Source organism: Rhodovulum strictum, from assembly GCF_009649175.1.
Lineage (GTDB): Bacteria > Pseudomonadota > Alphaproteobacteria > Rhodobacterales > Rhodobacteraceae > Rhodovulum > Rhodovulum strictum.
This window is the reverse complement of record NZ_WJPO01000043.1, coordinates 1-15,569: the sequence shown is the minus strand read 5'-3', so window position 1 is coordinate 15,569 and position 15,569 is coordinate 1. Positions and strand designations below refer to the sequence as shown.

Below are 15,569 nucleotides of genomic sequence, written 5' to 3'. Positions count from 1 at the left end.
GCCGCGGCAAGATCGTGGGTGGGCTTCGCTTCGCCAACGACGTGGCGCAGTATCTCGCGCACCTCCTCTTCCATCGAACGGCCATGCTCGGCCGCACGGATACGAAGGCGTCGTTTCACGTCGTCGTCAAGGTTCCGGATGGTGATGCTTGCCATGGTATCCTCCTCAGAGGAATGTAATCATCGCAATCAATGCGAGCAAGGCAAGACGCTGGAATGTGCGGCCTCATACCCGCGCCGTTTTTTCACCGCTGCGAGCTTCATCAAGGCCGTAATGGCCTTGCCTTCGTCAGGATGGGTCTCGACCATCATCTGCCCCCGGAAGCCGATCCGGCCCCATTCGCGCACGAGGCTGGCGCGGCCGAAGAGGTCGCGCTGCACGCTCAGCCGATAGAAGCGACGCATGTTGCGCGCGGGATCGATCCGGCGCATCTGCACTTCGGTCGGGAAGACGTCGAGCTGGATCGGACTGTGGTACATGTAGTGATCATTTGAGGTTTCCCACACAATATCAGGTGGAAAGACGGGCTTCCACCTCGATTTCTCCGCGAGGGGAACAGGGGGCTCACGCCCCCTTCTCGAACTTCATGACCGGGATGCCGAGCTTTTTGGCCTTGTCGGCGAGGTTCTCCTGGATGCCATTCCCCGGGAAGACGAGGACACCCACCGGCAGCACGTCGAGCATCGCGTCGTTGCGCTTGAAGGGGGCGGCCTTGGCGTGTTTGGTCCAGTCGGGCTTGAAGGCGACCTGTGTCACGCCGCGAGCCTCGGCCCATTTGGCGGCGATGAGTTCTGCGCCCTTGGGGCTACCACCGTGCAGAAGGACCATGTCGGGATATTTGGTCCGGACCTGATCGAGCTTGCCCCAGATCAGGCGGTGATCGTTGAAGTCGGTTCCACCGCTGAGGGCAACCCGGGGGCCTGCGGGCAGCATCACCTCGGTCTCTGCGCGGCGCTTGGCGGCCAGGAAGTCGCGGCTGTCGATCAGCGCTGCGGTCATGTGCTGGCGGTTCACCATCGAGCCGGTGCGGGGGCGCCAGGTTGACCCGGTGTGATGGACGAACTCGGTGGCGGCGTGATCGCGCATCATGTCCATGCAGTTCCGCCGTTCGATCAGGGTCAGGCCTTCGGCCGTCAGGCGCTCGAGTTCGGTGGATTTCACCTCGGAGCCGTCCTGCTCGCGCTGGAGGCGGCGCTGCGCCTGCTCGTTTTCATCGAGCGACCGCTCGATCCGGGCCGTGGCGCGGTGGAAGAGGTTGACCTGGCCCCAGAGCACCTCTTCGAGGTCGGGTTCCATGCGGGTGTCTTCCAGGGTCGCGACGAGGGCATCGAAGATGTCGGCGACGGCGACCGCGAGGCGCTGCCCATCGGGCATCGGGCGCGGATCGGGCTCGTCAAAGGGGCGGTAGCCGTAGAGCTGCAGCTCGTCGAGCGCATGGGCGGTCTGGGATGCGGTGCGGGCGGGTTCATATGCTTCGTCGTGGGTGTGGATCGTCATCGGTTTCTTGCCTCCGGGCCTATCTTGTCCGCGCGACAACCCGCGCGGCCTTCATGGGCAGCGAAAGCCGTCACGGGGGACGCCCCTTCACCCCCTTTCGGGGCCGGAACGCATGTGGAGGAGGACGGGGGGCGGCTGATTTGTCTTTCGCGATGCAAAGGCGGGGCTCGTCCCCGCCGGCGGAAATCAGTCGCTCCCCGTCCTTGAAGGGGCGGCCCCTTTGACGGCCGCCTGCCCATCTCTTGAAGGCCGTGTGGGTGACGGGTGGATGAGATTGCCCGGGAAGAGGCAAAGCGACGATCCACAGCCACGTTAGAAATCCGTGACCACCGCCCCGCACTCCCGGGCCGCCCCTTGCGCGACGTAACTCAGCCCAACAGGCGATGCCGATCCTCGGGCCCGATCTGACCTGCCAGATGCTGGCGCAGCGCCTCTTTGCCGTTCGCCCGGAGATCATCGTTGAAATCCCCGAGCCGTGGTTCCAGCACCCGCACGGCAATCCCGGCCTCAAGGGCTCTGGCGTTCAACCTCTCCGCCGCGCGCTGCCCGGCCGGATCGCGGTCGATGGCGATGTAGAGGCGCTGCACCTCCTCCGGCAGCAGGACGGCCCCGAGGTGACCGGACGAGAGCGCAGCCCAGACGGGAAGGCCGGGCACTGCCTCAACCAGGGACAGCATGGTCTCGATGCCTTCGCCAACAACGAGTATGTCGTCTTGTGGGGTGAGCCTGACGGCATTGCCCAGGAGGTGACCCATGGCACGCCGCTGCGTCTCGACATCTGCTTTCCCCTGTCCGTCCGGCGCCAGCCAGGTGCGATGCACGCCCTGCAAGACCCCTGCCCCATCGGTGACCGCCGCGATCAGCGCCGGTCTGGGGACGCTTCGGGTCTGGCCCTCATCCCGATGCCAGCACTTCGGGTGGAAGCGCAGGGCGCTCATCGTGCCACCTTGGGTGACGCCCCGGGAGCGGAGGTAGGTGTCAGCAAGCGTGCCTGCGATCAGGACCGAAGCCGCAAAGAGGCGCGCCGCTGCTGCTGGCGTGCCACCGGGGGCCTTGGACTTCTTCGGCACTGGCACGTCCGGGAGGACCGGCTGCGGACGACCCAGATGCGCCCGGGCCTCGGCCAGAAGATCGGGAAAGCGCGAGATCCCGGTCCTCTCGCGGATGATGTCGAGAAGATCGCCATGCAGTCCGACCGCCGCATCCTGCCATTTTCCGCGCGCCCCTGGCCCGGACGTTGGCCCTGTCAGCCGCACGAAGAGCGACCGGCCGGGGTTGTTCTGCAGATCGCCCACGATCCAATAGGATCCTTCCCGCCGTCCAGCGGGAAGGTAGGCGCGACACACGCCCTCGGCATTCTCCGCCAGAGCGCGGATTACATCTTCGGTCTCAGAATACATGGCTCAACACCCTCCGCGTTCATGTAGTCCCGTCACAGAACAACGTGCAAGCAGGCGATCCAGCACAGCGATGCCGGTAGGGTCGGTCGGACAGAACAGCCGCAGCTTCCAGCTGATGATCTCCGAGAAGAAACCATCGGCCTTGAGCCGGTCCTTTGCCGCTTCCGTGAAGCCGGAGAGCTCGATCCGGTTCACGCCCATGACGCGGGACCGGTGGAGTTCCATCCCTTCGGCGAGGCGCACGACGGTCTTGCCCTCGAAAACAAGGGCATGGACCTGTGCCGCCGTGAGCTTTGGCGCGTCAGTGGCCAGCGTGGTCGCGACCCAGGCGGGCGAGACGCGGCGGCCGATGATGCGCTGGCCGTCATCGGTCTGCAGGCGGTAGACGCGGGTTTCATCCTGGGGAAGCTGCTTCCAGATTGGCAGCAAGAGACCCGCCACGATGTGCAGCGTGGACTCGCTGAACTCCGGCACCTCGGCCAGTTCCGCGGTCCAGGCGGCGGCGAAGGCCGCGCGGTCGGCCTCCAGCCAGTGGGTGTCCTCCATCATCCGGGCTGGGACGGTGCTGGCCTCCGTCGGGCGGACCAGCCGCAGGCGGGGCTCGATTGTGCCGTCGTCAAGGATCAGGCTGGTGGCGGGCACCTGCACGGCGGCCCGGCCCGAGCGGCTGTTGACCAGGAGGTGTGCCTTCGGGTCGTCGAGCCAGTCCAAAGCATCCACAAGCGAAGTCGGCGTACTGCGGCGCTTTTCTGCGATGGTCAGAAGTTGGGTTTCGGCGCCGGAGCCGGGATGGGTATAGATCACCCGGGCGTCGGTGATGCGGAAGCTCTCGGCGCGCAGCGTCTCGAGCCCGAGGTCATAGGCCCCGGCGGCGATGGCCCCCTCGATCCGCGCATCGATCAGGTCCTCGAAGGCCGAGAAGAGCACGGCCTGCATGTCGATCGTCAGCGCCAGCAAGCGATTGAGGAAGGTCGTGATCGGAGGCAGGTCGTCCTTCAGACCGTTGTCATCGGTCAGGCTGAGGCCGGTGGCATCCTCGAAGGCCGCAAGCGAGCAGCCCGCCACATCGCCGCGATAGAGGCGGCGGTAGAGCTGGCGCAGGGCATCGCGGGCATAGGGGGACTCGAGGTTGTCCTCCGGGCGGAAGAGACCCTGACCCCCGGTCTGACGCTGGCCGCGCGTGATCGCGCCGAGCGTGTCGAGGCGGCGCGCGATGGTCGAGAGGAAACGCTTCTCCGCCTTCACATCGGTGGCCACGGGACGGAAGAGCGGCGGCTGCGCCTGGTTGGTGCGGTTGGTACGCCCGAGGCCTTGAATGGCCGCGTCGGCCTTCCACCCGGGCTCCAGAAGGTAGTGGACGCGCAGGCGCTGGTTCCTCGACCCGAGATCGGCGTGATAGCTGCGCCCCGTCCCCCCGGCATCCGAGAAGACCAGGATGCGCTTCTGGTCGTCCATGAAGGCGGCGGTTTCCGCGAGGTTGGCAGACCCCGCGCGGCTTTCCACGACGAGGCGCGCAGCAGCGCCCTCGCCCTTGCGCACGATGCGGCGCGACCGGCCCGTGACCTCGGCCACGAGATCGGTGCCGAAGCGCTGGACAATCTGATCCAGCGCCCCGGGCACGGGCGGGAGTGATGCCAGCTTCTCGATCAGCGCGTCCCGCCTGCGGGCGGCTTCGCGGCATTCGATGGGCTGGCCGCCACGGACCACGGGTCGGGAAGAGAGATTGCCCTCGCTATCGGTGAAGGGCTCGTAGAGCTGCACCGGGAAGGAATGGGCGAGATAATCTAGGACATATTCCCGAGGCGTGATGTCGACGCGGATGTCGTTCCACTCTTCGGTCGGGATTTCCGACAGGCGGCGTTCCATCAGCGCCTCGCCGGTGGAGACGATCTGGATGACGGAGGCGTGACCCGCTGCGAGATCAGCTTCGATGGCGGCGATCAGCGTAGGGGTTTTCATGCTGGTCAGCAGATGGCCGAAGAAGCGCTGCTTGGCGGATTCGAAAGCCGAGCGTGCGGCAGACTTGGCCTGGCGGTTCAGCGTGCCGCTGTCGCCCGTGATGTTCGCGGCCTCCATGGCGGCGGCGAGGTTGTTGTGGATGATGGCGAAGGCCCCGGCATAGGCATCGTAGATGCCACGCTGCTCGGGGGTCAGCGCATGTTCCAGCATCTCGTATTCGACGCCGTCATAGGACAGCGACCGGGCAGTGTAGAGGCCAAGGGACCGCAGGTCGCGGGCCAGAACCTCCATCGCGGCGACACCCCCCGCCTCGATGGCCTGCACGAATTCCGCCCGCGTTGCGAACGGAAAGTCCTCCCCGCCCCAAAGCCCGAGGCGCTGAGCATAGGCGAGGTTGTGGACCGTCGTCGCCCCCGTGGCAGAGACATAGACCACGCGGGCATTGGGCAGCTTGTGCTGCAGTCGCAGGCCCGCCCTGCCCTGCTGCGAGGCTTCCGTGTCGCCGCGCTCGCCCTTCGACCCGGCGGCATTCGCCATGGCATGGCTTTCATCGAACAGGATCACCCCGTCGAAATCCGCCCCCAGCCAGTCGACGATCTGATCGACGCGGGACTTTTTTGCCCCCCGCTCCTCCGAGCGCAGCGTGGCATAGGTGGTGAAGAGGATGCCTTCGGTCAGCGGGATGTCGCGGCCTTGCGCGAAGCGCGAGAGCGGCGTGACCAGCAGCCGCTCCTGGCCAAGGGCCGACCAGTCGCGCTGCGCATCTTCCAGCAGCTTGTCGCTTTTCGAGATCCACAGCGCCTTGCAGCGGCCCTGGCACCAGTTGTCGAGCAGGATCCCGGCCGACTGCCGGCCCTTGCCCGCCCCGGTGCCGTCGCCAAGGAAAAACCCACGACGGAAGCGGACGGCGTCATCGGCATCCTCCGGTGCGGCCGAGACCATGTCGCCGGTTTCATCGACAGCCCAAGACCCCGCAAGATGCGCGGAATGCGCTTCGCCCGCGTAGATCATGGTCTCGAGTTGCGCGTCGGACAGCAGGCCGTCGCGCAGGACGGCGGAGGGCAGCTTGGGGTGGTAGGTCGGTTTCGGGGGCGCAACGGACGCCATGGCCGCCGACTGAACCAGCTTGGTCGGATGCGGTGCCGCCCCGGGGATGTCGATCGCCTGCAGCCGGAAGGTCTCGTAGATCGCGTCAGAAAGTCGCGCAATATTGGCCTCCGCAGTGGCATCGCGCAGCGTGTAGGCCAGATCTTCGGCCTCGATTTGTGCGCTGGACTGGTGGGGCTGGGCCGCAGGGGTCGCGCGCGATGTGCTGATGGCAGCGCGCGTGGCGCGGGCAGGATTTCCCGGGAAGGGAGAGGTGGGGCGACTTGCTGCTACTACGTCCGGGTCCAGCGCGAGGCGCGGGGGGACGTGGGTGGTGATCAGCGACAGCAGGCTGGCAACATCCGGCGAAATCGGGCGCACCAGATCAGCGGTGATGCCACCCCGTTCACCACCCCGGCACTTGTCCAAGACCGAGATCCGGGTCTCGAAGCTGGTGCCATGCTTGGCAAAGGCAGCGCCCGACACCGCGCCGGTGAATACCAGATGCGCAGCCTCGGTGAGGCGGGCGAAGGTTTCTCCCCAGGCGGATGAATCGGGCGCGAAACCAGCGCCGGTGATGGCAACAAGCCGTCCACCGGGGGCAAGGCGCGCGAGCGCCGAGCGCAGATGCCGGGCCGTCGCCTCGGTCGTCCGCCCATCGACATTGGCCACAGCCGAGAAGGGCGGGTTCATCAGGATGACGCTCGGGCGTAGCCCCACGTCCAGATGATCGTCGATCTGCGCGGCGTCAAAACGGGTGACCGGGCACCCCGAAAAAAGGAGACGCAGAAGATCGGCGCGGGTCTCGGCCAATTCGTTCAGAACGAGGCTACCGCCCGCGATCTCAGCGAGGATCGCCAGAAGACCGGTCCCGGCCGAAGGCTCTAGGACGAGGTCACGGGGCGTGATCTGCGCTGCCGCCATTGCAGCCAGTCCCATGGACAGCGGCGTCGAGAATTGCTGGAAGCGCTCCATTTCCTCCGAGCGACGGGTATGCGTGGGCAAGAGACCCGCCACCTTGGCGAGGATCGGCAGCAGGGCAGCGGGCGAGCCGGTCCGGGCCAAAAGCGCGCGGCCGAATTTCCGCAGGAAGAGGACCAGCGCCGCCTCGCCCGCCTCATAGGCAAGCTTCCAGTCCCAGGCACCGTCCGCATCGGAACCGCCAAAGGCGCGCTCCATCTCAAGCCGCAGACGCAGCGGGTCGATCTGGAAGCCTTGGGCAAGATCGGGCTGCAGAGCCTCGGCGACAGCGATGATCGCGGGCGCGGGGTCGCGAGAGGGAACGGGAACGGGAGGCGCAACAGGCGCGAGATAGGTCATCGGGAAGCTCCGGAATGAGGGACAGGGACAGGCCCGGACACCCTCTCTCGGGCACCCTCAGGCCTGATCTTCCCCCGCCCATCTCTCCCTCTCGAACCGACGCGCCCCAGAGCTTCGGCTTGATTTTGTTCCCGTTATGTTCTATCTTGAAAGCCAAGCCAGCAAGGGAGTTTCCCGATGGACAGCACCACGCATGCCCTGCCCGCGACGCCCAAACAGATCGCCTATGCGCGTTCGCTGGCCCTGCGCAACCAGACCCTTCTGCCCTGGGAAGTTCAGCAGGACCGCCGGTCGCTCAGCGCCTGGATCGAGGCGCAGGCCCAGCTGAAGCCTGTATCCGACATGGACCCGTTGCCGACCTCGAAGCAGGTGGCCTTCGCGGAGAAACTCGCCCGGATCAAGCGCCGCGCGGTTCCGGACGAATGCTTCCGCGACAAAGGACTGATGTCGAAGTGGATCGACGGGAACAAGTAACCCCCGCCTCCCTTCTCGCGCCAAGGACTGTTGCCCGCATGGGGGGAGACTGCATAGGTAGGCTCCAGTCCGCAGGACCAAGGCCTAGTCCCAGCGGCACGCCGGGAGGTGCCCGCATCGGCCTTCAGCAGCCATCGCAAATCTGTAGCCGTCGCTTATCCCCGCGTATTCAGATCTCCCGTCACTTGGGGCTACCCCTCAGTTCTTTGGACATCCTGATTTTGGAGCGTTCATAACACTGAAGCATCACTTCCCTCAAAGAAGCCTATGGCGCTCTCTTTGAAAACATGTCACTTTAGGTATCATGGACGCCGCAAGGTCACAGAATCTGAAGAAACTGCTCGATGCCGTGCCCGCCGGGTATCTGGTCGATGCCGCGTGGCTCGTCTCCCAAGGCATCGCCTATGAGAGCTTCCGTGACTATGTGAAGCGCGGCTGGCTCGACCGCATCACCCGAGGCGTCTTTCGCCGCCCCCTCCCCAGCACCGCAGCCCCCCCGACATCGAACAGCATCGACTGGAAGACCTGCATCCTGTCCACGCAGCATATCATGGGTCATGACCTGCATGTCGGCGGCACTACGGCGCTCGGCGAACAGGGGCATGCCCATTATCTGCGCCTCGGCGAAAGCGCCCCTGTCTGGGTCTATGGAGACAGTATCCCGAACTGGCTGGCGAAACTGCCGATGGATGCCCAGATCAGAACCCGCCCCCGATCCTTGTTTACCGATCCGAAACTGGGCTTGATCGAGGGCAAAACGACCGGCCAGCCGTGGGACTGGGGTCTGACGATGTCGACGCCGGAGCGCGCCATTCTGGAGGCCATGGACGAGTTGCCCGACCATGAAAGCTTCCACACGCTCGACATGGTCTTCGAGAGCCTGACAACCCTACGCCCGAAACTGCTTTCAGACCTCCTGCAGGCTTGCCGCAAGATCAAGGTCAAGCGCCTGTTCTTCGTTTTCGCCGACCGCCACGATCATCCTTGGCGCAAACGGATCGACCCGCAGGCATTTGACCTCGGCAGCGGCGACCGAGCCTTGGTTCAAGGCGGCAAGATCCACCCGCGCTATCGGATCATGGTGCCGGAAGAATTCGTGAAACCGGAGGCCGACAATGGCGCGTGAGACCTATGAAGCCCAAGTTGCGCTCCTGGTGCGCGTCCTGCCCCATGTCGCGGGCGAAAGCGTCTTCGCGCTCAAGGGCGGGACGGCGATCAACCTCTTTTACCGCGACCTGCCGCGGTTGTCGGTCGATATCGACCTGACCTACCTCCCAATCAAGGAACGCGCTGAGAGCCTGGACGAGATCAATGCCGCGATGGATCGCATAGCGGCTTCCATCGAGACCGGTATCCGCGGCGCGAAATCTCAGCGCATCCAAAGCGGCGGCGGCGGAGCCACACGGCTGCTTGCTCGCCTCGGCAGTGCCGAGATCAAGATCGAAACCTCGCCCGTCACCCGTGGCGTGGTTCACGACCCGGAGATCCGGACCGTCTCGGCCGCTGTAGAGGATGCCTATGGCTATGCCGAAATTCAGATCGTCTCGTTCGAGGATCTATTCGCAGGCAAGCTGCACGCTGCCCTGGACCGGCAGCATCCCCGCGACCTCTACGACGTCACGCTCCTTTACGAAAGCGAGGGCCTGACGCAGGACCTCTTCCAGACCTTCCTGATCTATGTCGCCAGTTCGCCCCGTCCGGCGCATGAGCTTCTCGATCCGAATCTGATCGACCTCGAGCAACCCTACGCGCGGGAGTTCGAGGGAATGACCAGAACACCCGTTCCTCTCGACTCGCTTCTGGCGACGCGCCTCAGGCTGATCGCAGATGTACAATCGCGCCTCGACGACAAAGCGAGGCAGTTCCTTCTGACACTTCAAGACGGGGAGCCTGACTTTGCGGCCATCGACCGGGCGCAGGCGGGTCAGCTGCCCGCCGTGCAGTGGAAACTCGTCAACCTGAACAAGCTGAAGCGCGAAAACCCCGCAAAGCACGCAGCGCAGCGCGACGCCCTGCTGAAACTTCTGAGCTGAACCATGTCCTGCACCGGCGAGACGGGGGCAGAGACATCGCCGTCCTCAGCACGTCTATGGGAAGTCCAGAAGACCGGCGAACTCAGTCCGTCGTTGCAAGCCCTGTGTCGCGCTGAACTGACCGCATTTTCGCCCGACGAAAGGCCAAGCGCAGGGCTTCGGTCGGCAAAGGCGGTGAGTCAATAGCCTCAAAGAAGCGCTCATGGTCGATCTTCTTGAGATCAGTGTGGTCAGGACTTTCGATATCGGGCGTTGTCATCTTTACGATCCTCTGGTGCAATTGCGGTTTGGCAGATCAGCCGCCAGCCGCGATCGAGGCGCGTGGATGGACCATCTCTCCGACCAATCGCGCCAGCCAGGTCGGGAACTGCGGCGCAGCCGATACCAGTTCTGTCTTTGCAGTCTCCGTGAGCTTGGATCGCAGGATTTGCATGGCCTTGGGAGCCTCATCCGGCCCGAGCCATGCCAGAGCACGGACGGCCTGGCCCGAGGTCTTGCTCCCAAGGGCCAACTGCCAACGCGGTGCATGGCGCAGTTCGACTGCCTGCCGGCCAAGGTTCAGCACACGGCTTCGCCCCGAGGTGAGGTAAACCGACTTGACCGGCACCTGCGTGGTCAGGCCAAGAGCGTTTGCCGCGGCAGCACCGCTCGGCACGATCGTCTCGCCCCGCTGTACAGCGAGCGCTTCAATCGCCTGTTCCGCGGACGGACTGCGCGGACCGAAGCGTGTTTGGACGGGGCGCATGTAGATGCCGCGTCCCGCACGGATCAACTCGCCGCGCGCGGCCAGGCGCGACAGCGTTTGATCGACCGCCGCGCGCGAGCCGAGGTGCAGGAGCCCCTTCGCTGCCAAGGGCACCCCCTCCGGCAACGTCGTCGCGACATTCATAATGCTCTCGGCCATGCGCTCCATGATCGCTCCTTTGTCAGAAATCTATGCGGTTTTCTGACAGTTTTCAACCGTGCCGTCTCACCCGAACCGCCGCCCGGCTTCCGTGAACGTGTACTCGTTGACGATGATCCCCTCCTCGATTGCCTCATCCGAGGTGAGGTGGTCGTATTCAGCCTGAAGCTGGCGGTAGAGCCAGCGGGCGAGATCACGCAGCGCCTCGGTCACGATCTCTTCGGCGTCCTCGGTCGGCGGCTGCCAGGTCGGGCTGTCGCGGGTGACGTCCACTGACATGGTGTATTCGTGATAGTAGCGACCACGGTGGCTGACCTCGGCGGCAAGCTGGTAGAAGTTCCGGCGCTGGATGGCCTGCAGCCGGTCGGCGATACTGTGCAGCGTCGCGTCGCTCGGGGCGTAGTCCCGCATGCGCGCGGCCGCGCCCTTGGCTTGGCTGAGATGCCCTTCGAACGACGCTCCGTCGCCCTGGCTGCAGAAGCCGGAGAACCAGATGCAGGGCTTGGCTCGTGTCCCGCCGCCCATCAGCCGCACGGGCGTGGTCTTCAGGCGGGCGCCGAGGATTTCGCAGACACGCTCGAAATCTTCATAGACCGCGTCCCACCAATCGTCGTGGGGGCCAAGCTCGCGATACCAGCTGCGCGCCTTTTCCTTGGCAGCATCCGAGAGTTCGGGGAACTGGTAGACGGTGGTGCAGATGACCTCAGGCATCGACGTGCTCCCCGTTGAGAGCCGCGGCCAGCCATTCCTGACTGCTCGTCCAGCCGATGGATTTGCGGGCACCGAGATCGATCACATGCGCGCCGCCACCGAAAGCATCGAGGCGCGGCCGGGAGCAGGTCAGGGCGTACTGGAAGCCCCAGAGGCCGATGAGATCGAGCTCGTCCGCGAGGCGCAGCACGAAGCGGATGACAGCTTCGACATCGCCGTGGTCATCATCATGGATCCAGAGGGTGCTGCCCTCGGGCGCGTCCTGGCGCGCGAGATCAAAGCCCGCGACCTCAGGGTCGTCGGCGTCCTGATCCGCGGAGCGCAAGCTCTGGAACAGCGCGAGCGCACGGGCAGCCTTGTCGGGGGTGCCGACATCGAGCAGGCACGAAAAACGGGTGAAGTAGTCCGCCATGGGGACCTCCTGAACGGGGAAGACCCGGCCGAGAGGCCGGGCGCTGAGTTGGAATGAAGGGGTGGTTGGAAGCGATCAGCCGGAGGGCGGATCGCCCGCCGCCTGTCGCGCGGCATGGGCGCAAAGCATTTGCCGATAGAAGCGCTTCCGCGCCGTCCGGAAGCCGCGAACGGCGCGCGTGTCGGGGTGAAGCGCCCGGACCGCCGCGCGCAGGACCGCGTAGGGCGACGCTGCCGAGGGCAGGCCGAGGCGTTGATAGGCTGGATCGGTCATCTCAGGTGACCTCGACCACGGGCGAGGCAAGATGCGGATCGACCAACGCCTCGATCTGTGCAGCCCGGCCCATCCAGGGCTCGGGCCGGATAGCCTTCACCCATTCAGCAAAGCTCGGGATGAAGCCAAGGTCTTCCTTAACATGCTGCTCACCGATCCACCGGGTCGGGATGATGCGTCCGGTCGACAGCGTGAGGGTCTGGCCGAAAATCGTCTCGGCCATGAATATGCCCTCGGCATGGTGGCGCAGCGCCCGGTGCCGGAAGTCCGCTGTGATCTCCTTGCTCTGGTCGAACCAGGCATGCACCGCCATGAAATCGTCGACGGTGCCGCCCCATTTCTTCACCGAGGACAGCGCGTGGTGATAGGGATGTGCCATCGCCGCCCCCTCAGAAATCATGAGTGTAGAGTTCGGACGAGGTGAAGCGCTCGTTGAACTCGAGGTGGATACAGCGGGCCGCGGCGTCGAAGCAGAACTCGCCGTAAGCGCCGTCGTTGTTCTCCCAACCGCCATGGGTGTCGGAGAGGAAATCGTAGGCGAGTTGCTCGACGACATCCTCCAGCGAAAGCTGCCGCATCTCGACGTCGGGGTCGTCCCAGGTCAGCGCCGCATAGGCGATCTCGGTCGCGGGGAAATCGACGGCCGTCTCGCCGGACCATGCGCCGATGCTCTCGATCTGGCCACTATCGCCGGCACCGTCGAAGGTCACGGTGACACGGGTGATGCCGGCCGCCGTGAGGCCGTCGAAAAGGCGATCCTTGTTGCCGGGGCGCAGCGCTTCGATCCGGGCGGCACGCTCGGCATGCGCCGCAAAGATCTGCGCCATGTCGACGGTCGTGGGTGCCATCGGCGGCGCGAGGGTGGGTTCAGTCAGGGTCATCGGGGGTCTCCTGTAGGGGAAAGGGATTGAAGCCGGGCCGGGCGATCTCTTTCCCCCGGACGAGCTCCAAATCCCCCCTGCCCTCCTCTGCCTCTCGGCCTTCACGCAGCGACCTGCAGCGCTCGGGCGGCGAAGGCGCGCCAGAGCGGGTCAACGAGCCGGGCATCCAGAAGATCGGCGCGGTGGCGCAACTGAGCCGCCAGATCGGGCTCGCCCCAGGCGGACGCGCGGCCGGCCTGCGCGCGCAGCTGGCTTGCCTCGGTCACGACGCCCCGCGCTTCGGCCGCGCTCATCACCGGGTGACACCACGCGACGGCGTGGTCGCTGGCGGCCCCGGCCAGAACCAGGCGCTCGTCGCGGTCGAGGATCGCAAGAAGCTGGGGCGCGGCATCCGGGGCGATCCCCTCGGCATGGTCGATCGCGCCCTGCATGGCCTCGGCCAGCGTCGCGAAGCGGGCGAGGACCAGAGGGACAGCGCGGCCCGACATCAGATCGGATGGCGCGCGGCGCGACAGGGTCAGGGCGAAGGGATGATTGGGATCGGTCTCGCCTGAGCGAAAATGCGGTGGGACGCCCCGCGCGTAGGCGGTCGGTTGATTTGGCAATGGCAGGTCGAACATGGGAAGATCTCCGACGGCGCGGGAAGCCTCTCTCCCCGCTTCACCGTCATCGACAGAACCACCGCCCTCTTCCTCGAAGGGGCAGCGGCGGTAGGTCGGAAAGACGCGTCATAGCTTGCCCAAAGCCCGCAGGCTCAGCTGCTCTGTCCCGGCCCCGACGATGATGTGGTCGTGCAGCGTCAGACCGAGATACTTGCAGCCTTTCTGGATCTCCTTGGTCATGCTGAGATCGGCCTCGGATGGCGTCGGATCGCCCGAAGGGTGGTTGTGGATCAGGATCAGGGCACTGGCGTTCAGCATCAGCGCCCGCTTGATCACCTCGCGCGGATAGACAGGGACATGGTCGACCGTGCCGGTCGACAAGAGCTCATCGGAGATGATGCGGTTCTTGCGGTCGAGATAGAGGACGTGGAAGCGTTCGATGGGCCCGCGAACGCTGAACGCGCAATAGTCCATCAGCGCCTGCCAACTGCCGATAACCGGGTTCTGGCTAAGGTAGCGGCCGAGGATGTCACGGGCCTCGAGGATGACGGTTTCTTCCTGGGGGGTCATGGGGGTCTCGCTGAATTGTGCACACCGAAGTCCTCTGCCCTCTCGGGGCGGGGCGAGTGGCATGCATGTGGAAGGGGAGTGCGCGACCGCCGCCGATGCAGGCGGTCGCGTTGTCGAGCCCGGCGTCAGCCGACCCGGTCGAGGAGCTTCTTGGCGCGCCCTTCCATGTCGAGCCGGGCATCCTGCTGGGTCTTGTCGCGCGCAAGCCGCGTGATGCCCTGCACGAAATCGAAGATGCTTTCGGGCGGCCGACATTCCTCCATCAGCACTTTCTCGATGATCTTGCCTGACTCCGCCTTCGAGAAGCCGCGCTTGCGCAGGAAGTCCTCCCGGTCCTCGTCCGTCCGCGCCACGATCTGCTGCCGTGCGGCCTTGATGCCGTTCACGAAGCCCTGCGGCGAGGAATTGGCGAAGCGCGTCAGCGCCGGGGCCGCCTCATGGGCAAAGCGGGAGGCCGCGTATTTCGAGTGGCGGATGGTGATCTCCTGGAAATCCTCGACGCCCCAGAGGTTGCGGTTCTGGCACACCGCCCGCAGGTAGAAGCTCGCCATCCCTAGGGTCTTCGCACCCACCTCGGAGTTCCAGCAGTAGAAGCCCCGGAAGTAGAGATCGGGGGAGCCATCCGGCAGGCGGCCCGCCTCGATCGGGTTGTGATCGTCGACCAGGAAAAGGAAGACATCGCGGTCCGAGGCATAGAGCGTGGTCGTGTCGCGGCTGATCTCGACATCGGGGTTGTAGACCCCGGTCGACCAGTCGAGCACGCCCGGCACCTTCCAGCGCGTGTCACCCGTGCCATTGCCCGCGATGCGCTGCACCGCCTCGACCAGCTCATGGTCATGGATCCGGCCATAGTCGGGGCCGGTGACCGCGCGCAGTTCGGTGCGGCCGTCTTCCGTCTCGAAGGTTTTCACCTGCTCGGCGCGGTGATTGGTCAGGCCGTATTGCAGGTTGATCCCCGCCAGCGGCGCAGGCAGCTGCCGCAGGTAGGACGCCGGCGCGCCGACGATGCTTGCAAGCTGGCCGAAGGCCCAGTGCGTGGGTGCCACCGGTTCATGTGCCTTCGGCAGCATCAGGTGCAACCGCTCGGGGTTGTCGCGCGCGGCCTCGACCCGGATATCCGCCGTCTGCACCACACGGCTGCGGCTGCGCTCCGACCGACCCTTCACCGATGCCCAGAGATCGTCGAGCGACAGATACCGCTCATCATCGGGCCGGTTGAACCATTCGGACGACACCCGCCCGTTCCGCTCCCCCCGGCTCACATCCACCTTCCAGCCACCCGCCCGCGCCGGTGCGACCGGATCCAGAACTTCCACAACGCCCATCGGCTATCTCCCGTGACAGGCGCCGGAAGCCACTCTCCCGACCCTTGTGCGTTCCGGGCTCATCCGGTCAGCGATTCCGATAACATCCGGTCAGTAATTCCGATCTGATCCGGTCACGGATT

Annotated in this window: 18 protein-coding genes; 3 read left to right on the top strand and 15 right to left on the bottom strand. The window is 65.4% G+C overall.

The window, feature by feature from the left end:
* From GH815_RS19555 to GH815_RS17725, 5 genes are all read right to left on the bottom strand, one after another.
* Positions 1-155: FitA-like ribbon-helix-helix domain-containing protein (locus GH815_RS19555; RefSeq protein WP_407072173.1), on the bottom strand; the 155-nt coding region annotated here is incomplete at its 3' end.
* 33 nt (positions 156-188) lie between these two features.
* A complete protein-coding gene (locus tag GH815_RS17740) occupies positions 189-479 on the bottom strand; it encodes a WGR domain-containing protein (protein ID WP_153750074.1) in 291 nt (96 codons plus the stop codon).
* Positions 480-564: 85 nt separating this feature from the next.
* Positions 565-1,497, bottom strand: a complete 933-nt coding sequence (locus GH815_RS17735) for a DUF2493 domain-containing protein (RefSeq protein WP_153750073.1) — start codon at positions 1,495-1,497, stop codon at positions 565-567.
* Between the two features lie 368 nt (positions 1,498-1,865).
* Positions 1,866-2,897 carry a DUF7146 domain-containing protein gene (locus GH815_RS17730; protein WP_153750072.1) on the bottom strand — a complete coding sequence of 344 codons (1,032 nt, stop codon included), beginning with the start codon at positions 2,895-2,897 and terminating at the stop codon, positions 1,866-1,868.
* 3 nt (positions 2,898-2,900) lie between these two features.
* Positions 2,901-7,262, bottom strand: a complete 4,362-nt coding sequence (locus tag GH815_RS17725) for a bifunctional class I SAM-dependent methyltransferase/DEAD/DEAH box helicase (protein ID WP_153750071.1) — start codon at positions 7,260-7,262, stop codon at positions 2,901-2,903.
* A gap of 177 nt (positions 7,263-7,439) precedes the next feature.
* Between GH815_RS17725 and GH815_RS17720 the strand changes: the two genes are divergently transcribed.
* The 3 genes from GH815_RS17720 to GH815_RS17710 all read left to right on the top strand — a co-directional run bounded on the left by GH815_RS17720 (position 7,440) and on the right by GH815_RS17710 (position 9,769).
* Positions 7,440-7,736 carry a hypothetical protein gene (locus GH815_RS17720; RefSeq protein ID WP_153750070.1) on the top strand — a complete coding sequence of 99 codons (297 nt, stop codon included), beginning with the start codon at positions 7,440-7,442 and terminating at the stop codon, positions 7,734-7,736.
* A 304-nt stretch (positions 7,737-8,040) separates the two neighbouring features.
* Positions 8,041-8,862 carry a type IV toxin-antitoxin system AbiEi family antitoxin gene (locus tag GH815_RS17715; protein WP_153750069.1) on the top strand — a complete coding sequence of 274 codons (822 nt, stop codon included), beginning with the start codon at positions 8,041-8,043 and terminating at the stop codon, positions 8,860-8,862.
* Positions 8,852-9,769: a nucleotidyl transferase AbiEii/AbiGii toxin family protein gene (locus GH815_RS17710; RefSeq protein ID WP_153750068.1), complete on the top strand. Its 918-nt coding sequence runs from the start codon at positions 8,852-8,854 to the stop codon at positions 9,767-9,769. Before GH815_RS17715 ends, GH815_RS17710 begins: the two co-directional genes overlap by 11 nt.
* Positions 9,770-9,851: 82 nt before the next feature.
* Here the strand turns inward: GH815_RS17710 and GH815_RS17705 are convergent, their stop codons facing one another.
* The 10 genes from GH815_RS17705 to GH815_RS17660 form a co-directional block, all read right to left on the bottom strand.
* Entirely contained in the window at positions 9,852-10,028 is a 177-nt protein-coding gene (locus GH815_RS17705; RefSeq protein WP_153750067.1) for a type II toxin-antitoxin system TacA family antitoxin, read from the bottom strand.
* Positions 10,029-10,064: 36 nt separating this feature from the next.
* Complete coding sequence (locus GH815_RS17700) at positions 10,065-10,682, bottom strand: DUF6088 family protein (RefSeq protein WP_153750066.1); 618 nt, start codon at positions 10,680-10,682, stop codon at positions 10,065-10,067.
* A 57-nt stretch (positions 10,683-10,739) separates the two neighbouring features.
* Complete coding sequence (locus GH815_RS17695) at positions 10,740-11,384, bottom strand: antitoxin of toxin-antitoxin stability system (protein ID WP_153750065.1); 645 nt, start codon at positions 11,382-11,384, stop codon at positions 10,740-10,742.
* Positions 11,377-11,796, bottom strand: a complete 420-nt coding sequence (locus GH815_RS17690) for a hypothetical protein (RefSeq protein WP_153750064.1) — start codon at positions 11,794-11,796, stop codon at positions 11,377-11,379. The genes GH815_RS17695 and GH815_RS17690 overlap by 8 nt, the downstream gene beginning before the upstream one ends.
* Positions 11,797-11,871: 75 nt before the next feature.
* The gene (locus GH815_RS17685; RefSeq protein ID WP_153750063.1) at positions 11,872-12,069 is read right to left on the bottom strand and encodes a hypothetical protein; all 198 of its coding nucleotides are present in this window, start codon (positions 12,067-12,069) and stop codon (positions 11,872-11,874) included.
* 1 nt (position 12,070) lies between these two features.
* On the bottom strand, positions 12,071-12,448 hold the full coding sequence (locus tag GH815_RS17680) for a DUF6915 family protein (protein ID WP_153750062.1): 378 nt from the start codon (positions 12,446-12,448) through the stop codon (positions 12,071-12,073).
* A gap of 10 nt (positions 12,449-12,458) precedes the next feature.
* Complete coding sequence (locus GH815_RS17675) at positions 12,459-12,950, bottom strand: DUF6878 family protein (RefSeq protein ID WP_153750061.1); 492 nt, start codon at positions 12,948-12,950, stop codon at positions 12,459-12,461.
* Positions 12,951-13,051: 101 nt separating this feature from the next.
* Positions 13,052-13,570, bottom strand: a complete 519-nt coding sequence (locus GH815_RS17670; RefSeq protein ID WP_153750060.1) for a DNA repair protein RadC — start codon at positions 13,568-13,570, stop codon at positions 13,052-13,054.
* Positions 13,571-13,678: 108 nt separating this feature from the next.
* On the bottom strand, positions 13,679-14,122 hold the full coding sequence (locus GH815_RS17665) for a JAB domain-containing protein (RefSeq protein ID WP_153750059.1): 444 nt from the start codon (positions 14,120-14,122) through the stop codon (positions 13,679-13,681).
* Between the two features lie 125 nt (positions 14,123-14,247).
* Positions 14,248-15,447 (bottom strand): DUF932 domain-containing protein, encoded by a 1,200-nt coding sequence (locus tag GH815_RS17660; RefSeq protein ID WP_153750058.1) that lies wholly within the window; start codon positions 15,445-15,447, stop codon positions 14,248-14,250.
* Positions 15,448-15,569: the final 122 nt, after the last annotated feature.

Bases quoted from the DNA above. Each gene is read 5' to 3' on its own strand.
- GH815_RS17740 (WP_153750074.1), bottom strand. From the start codon at position 479: ATGTACCACAGTCCGATCCAGCTCGACGTCTTCCCGACCGAAGTGCAG.
- GH815_RS17735 (WP_153750073.1), bottom strand. From the start codon at position 1,497: ATGACGATCCACACCCACGACGAAGCATATGAACCCGCCCGCACCGCA.
- GH815_RS17730 (WP_153750072.1), bottom strand. From the start codon at position 2,897: ATGTATTCTGAGACCGAAGATGTAATCCGCGCTCTGGCGGAGAATGCC.
- GH815_RS17725 (WP_153750071.1), bottom strand. From the start codon at position 7,262: ATGACCTATCTCGCGCCTGTTGCGCCTCCCGTTCCCGTTCCCTCTCGC.
- GH815_RS17720 (WP_153750070.1), top strand. From the start codon at position 7,440: ATGGACAGCACCACGCATGCCCTGCCCGCGACGCCCAAACAGATCGCC.
- GH815_RS17715 (WP_153750069.1), top strand. From the start codon at position 8,041: ATGGACGCCGCAAGGTCACAGAATCTGAAGAAACTGCTCGATGCCGTG.
- GH815_RS17710 (WP_153750068.1), top strand. From the start codon at position 8,852: ATGGCGCGTGAGACCTATGAAGCCCAAGTTGCGCTCCTGGTGCGCGTC.
- GH815_RS17705 (WP_153750067.1), bottom strand. From the start codon at position 10,028: ATGACAACGCCCGATATCGAAAGTCCTGACCACACTGATCTCAAGAAG.
- GH815_RS17700 (WP_153750066.1), bottom strand. From the start codon at position 10,682: ATGGAGCGCATGGCCGAGAGCATTATGAATGTCGCGACGACGTTGCCG.
- GH815_RS17695 (WP_153750065.1), bottom strand. From the start codon at position 11,384: ATGCCTGAGGTCATCTGCACCACCGTCTACCAGTTCCCCGAACTCTCG.
- GH815_RS17690 (WP_153750064.1), bottom strand. From the start codon at position 11,796: ATGGCGGACTACTTCACCCGTTTTTCGTGCCTGCTCGATGTCGGCACC.
- GH815_RS17685 (WP_153750063.1), bottom strand. From the start codon at position 12,069: ATGACCGATCCAGCCTATCAACGCCTCGGCCTGCCCTCGGCAGCGTCG.
- GH815_RS17680 (WP_153750062.1), bottom strand. From the start codon at position 12,448: ATGGCACATCCCTATCACCACGCGCTGTCCTCGGTGAAGAAATGGGGC.
- GH815_RS17675 (WP_153750061.1), bottom strand. From the start codon at position 12,950: ATGACCCTGACTGAACCCACCCTCGCGCCGCCGATGGCACCCACGACC.
- GH815_RS17670 (WP_153750060.1), bottom strand. From the start codon at position 13,570: ATGTTCGACCTGCCATTGCCAAATCAACCGACCGCCTACGCGCGGGGC.
- GH815_RS17665 (WP_153750059.1), bottom strand. From the start codon at position 14,122: ATGACCCCCCAGGAAGAAACCGTCATCCTCGAGGCCCGTGACATCCTC.
- GH815_RS17660 (WP_153750058.1), bottom strand. From the start codon at position 15,447: ATGGGCGTTGTGGAAGTTCTGGATCCGGTCGCACCGGCGCGGGCGGGT.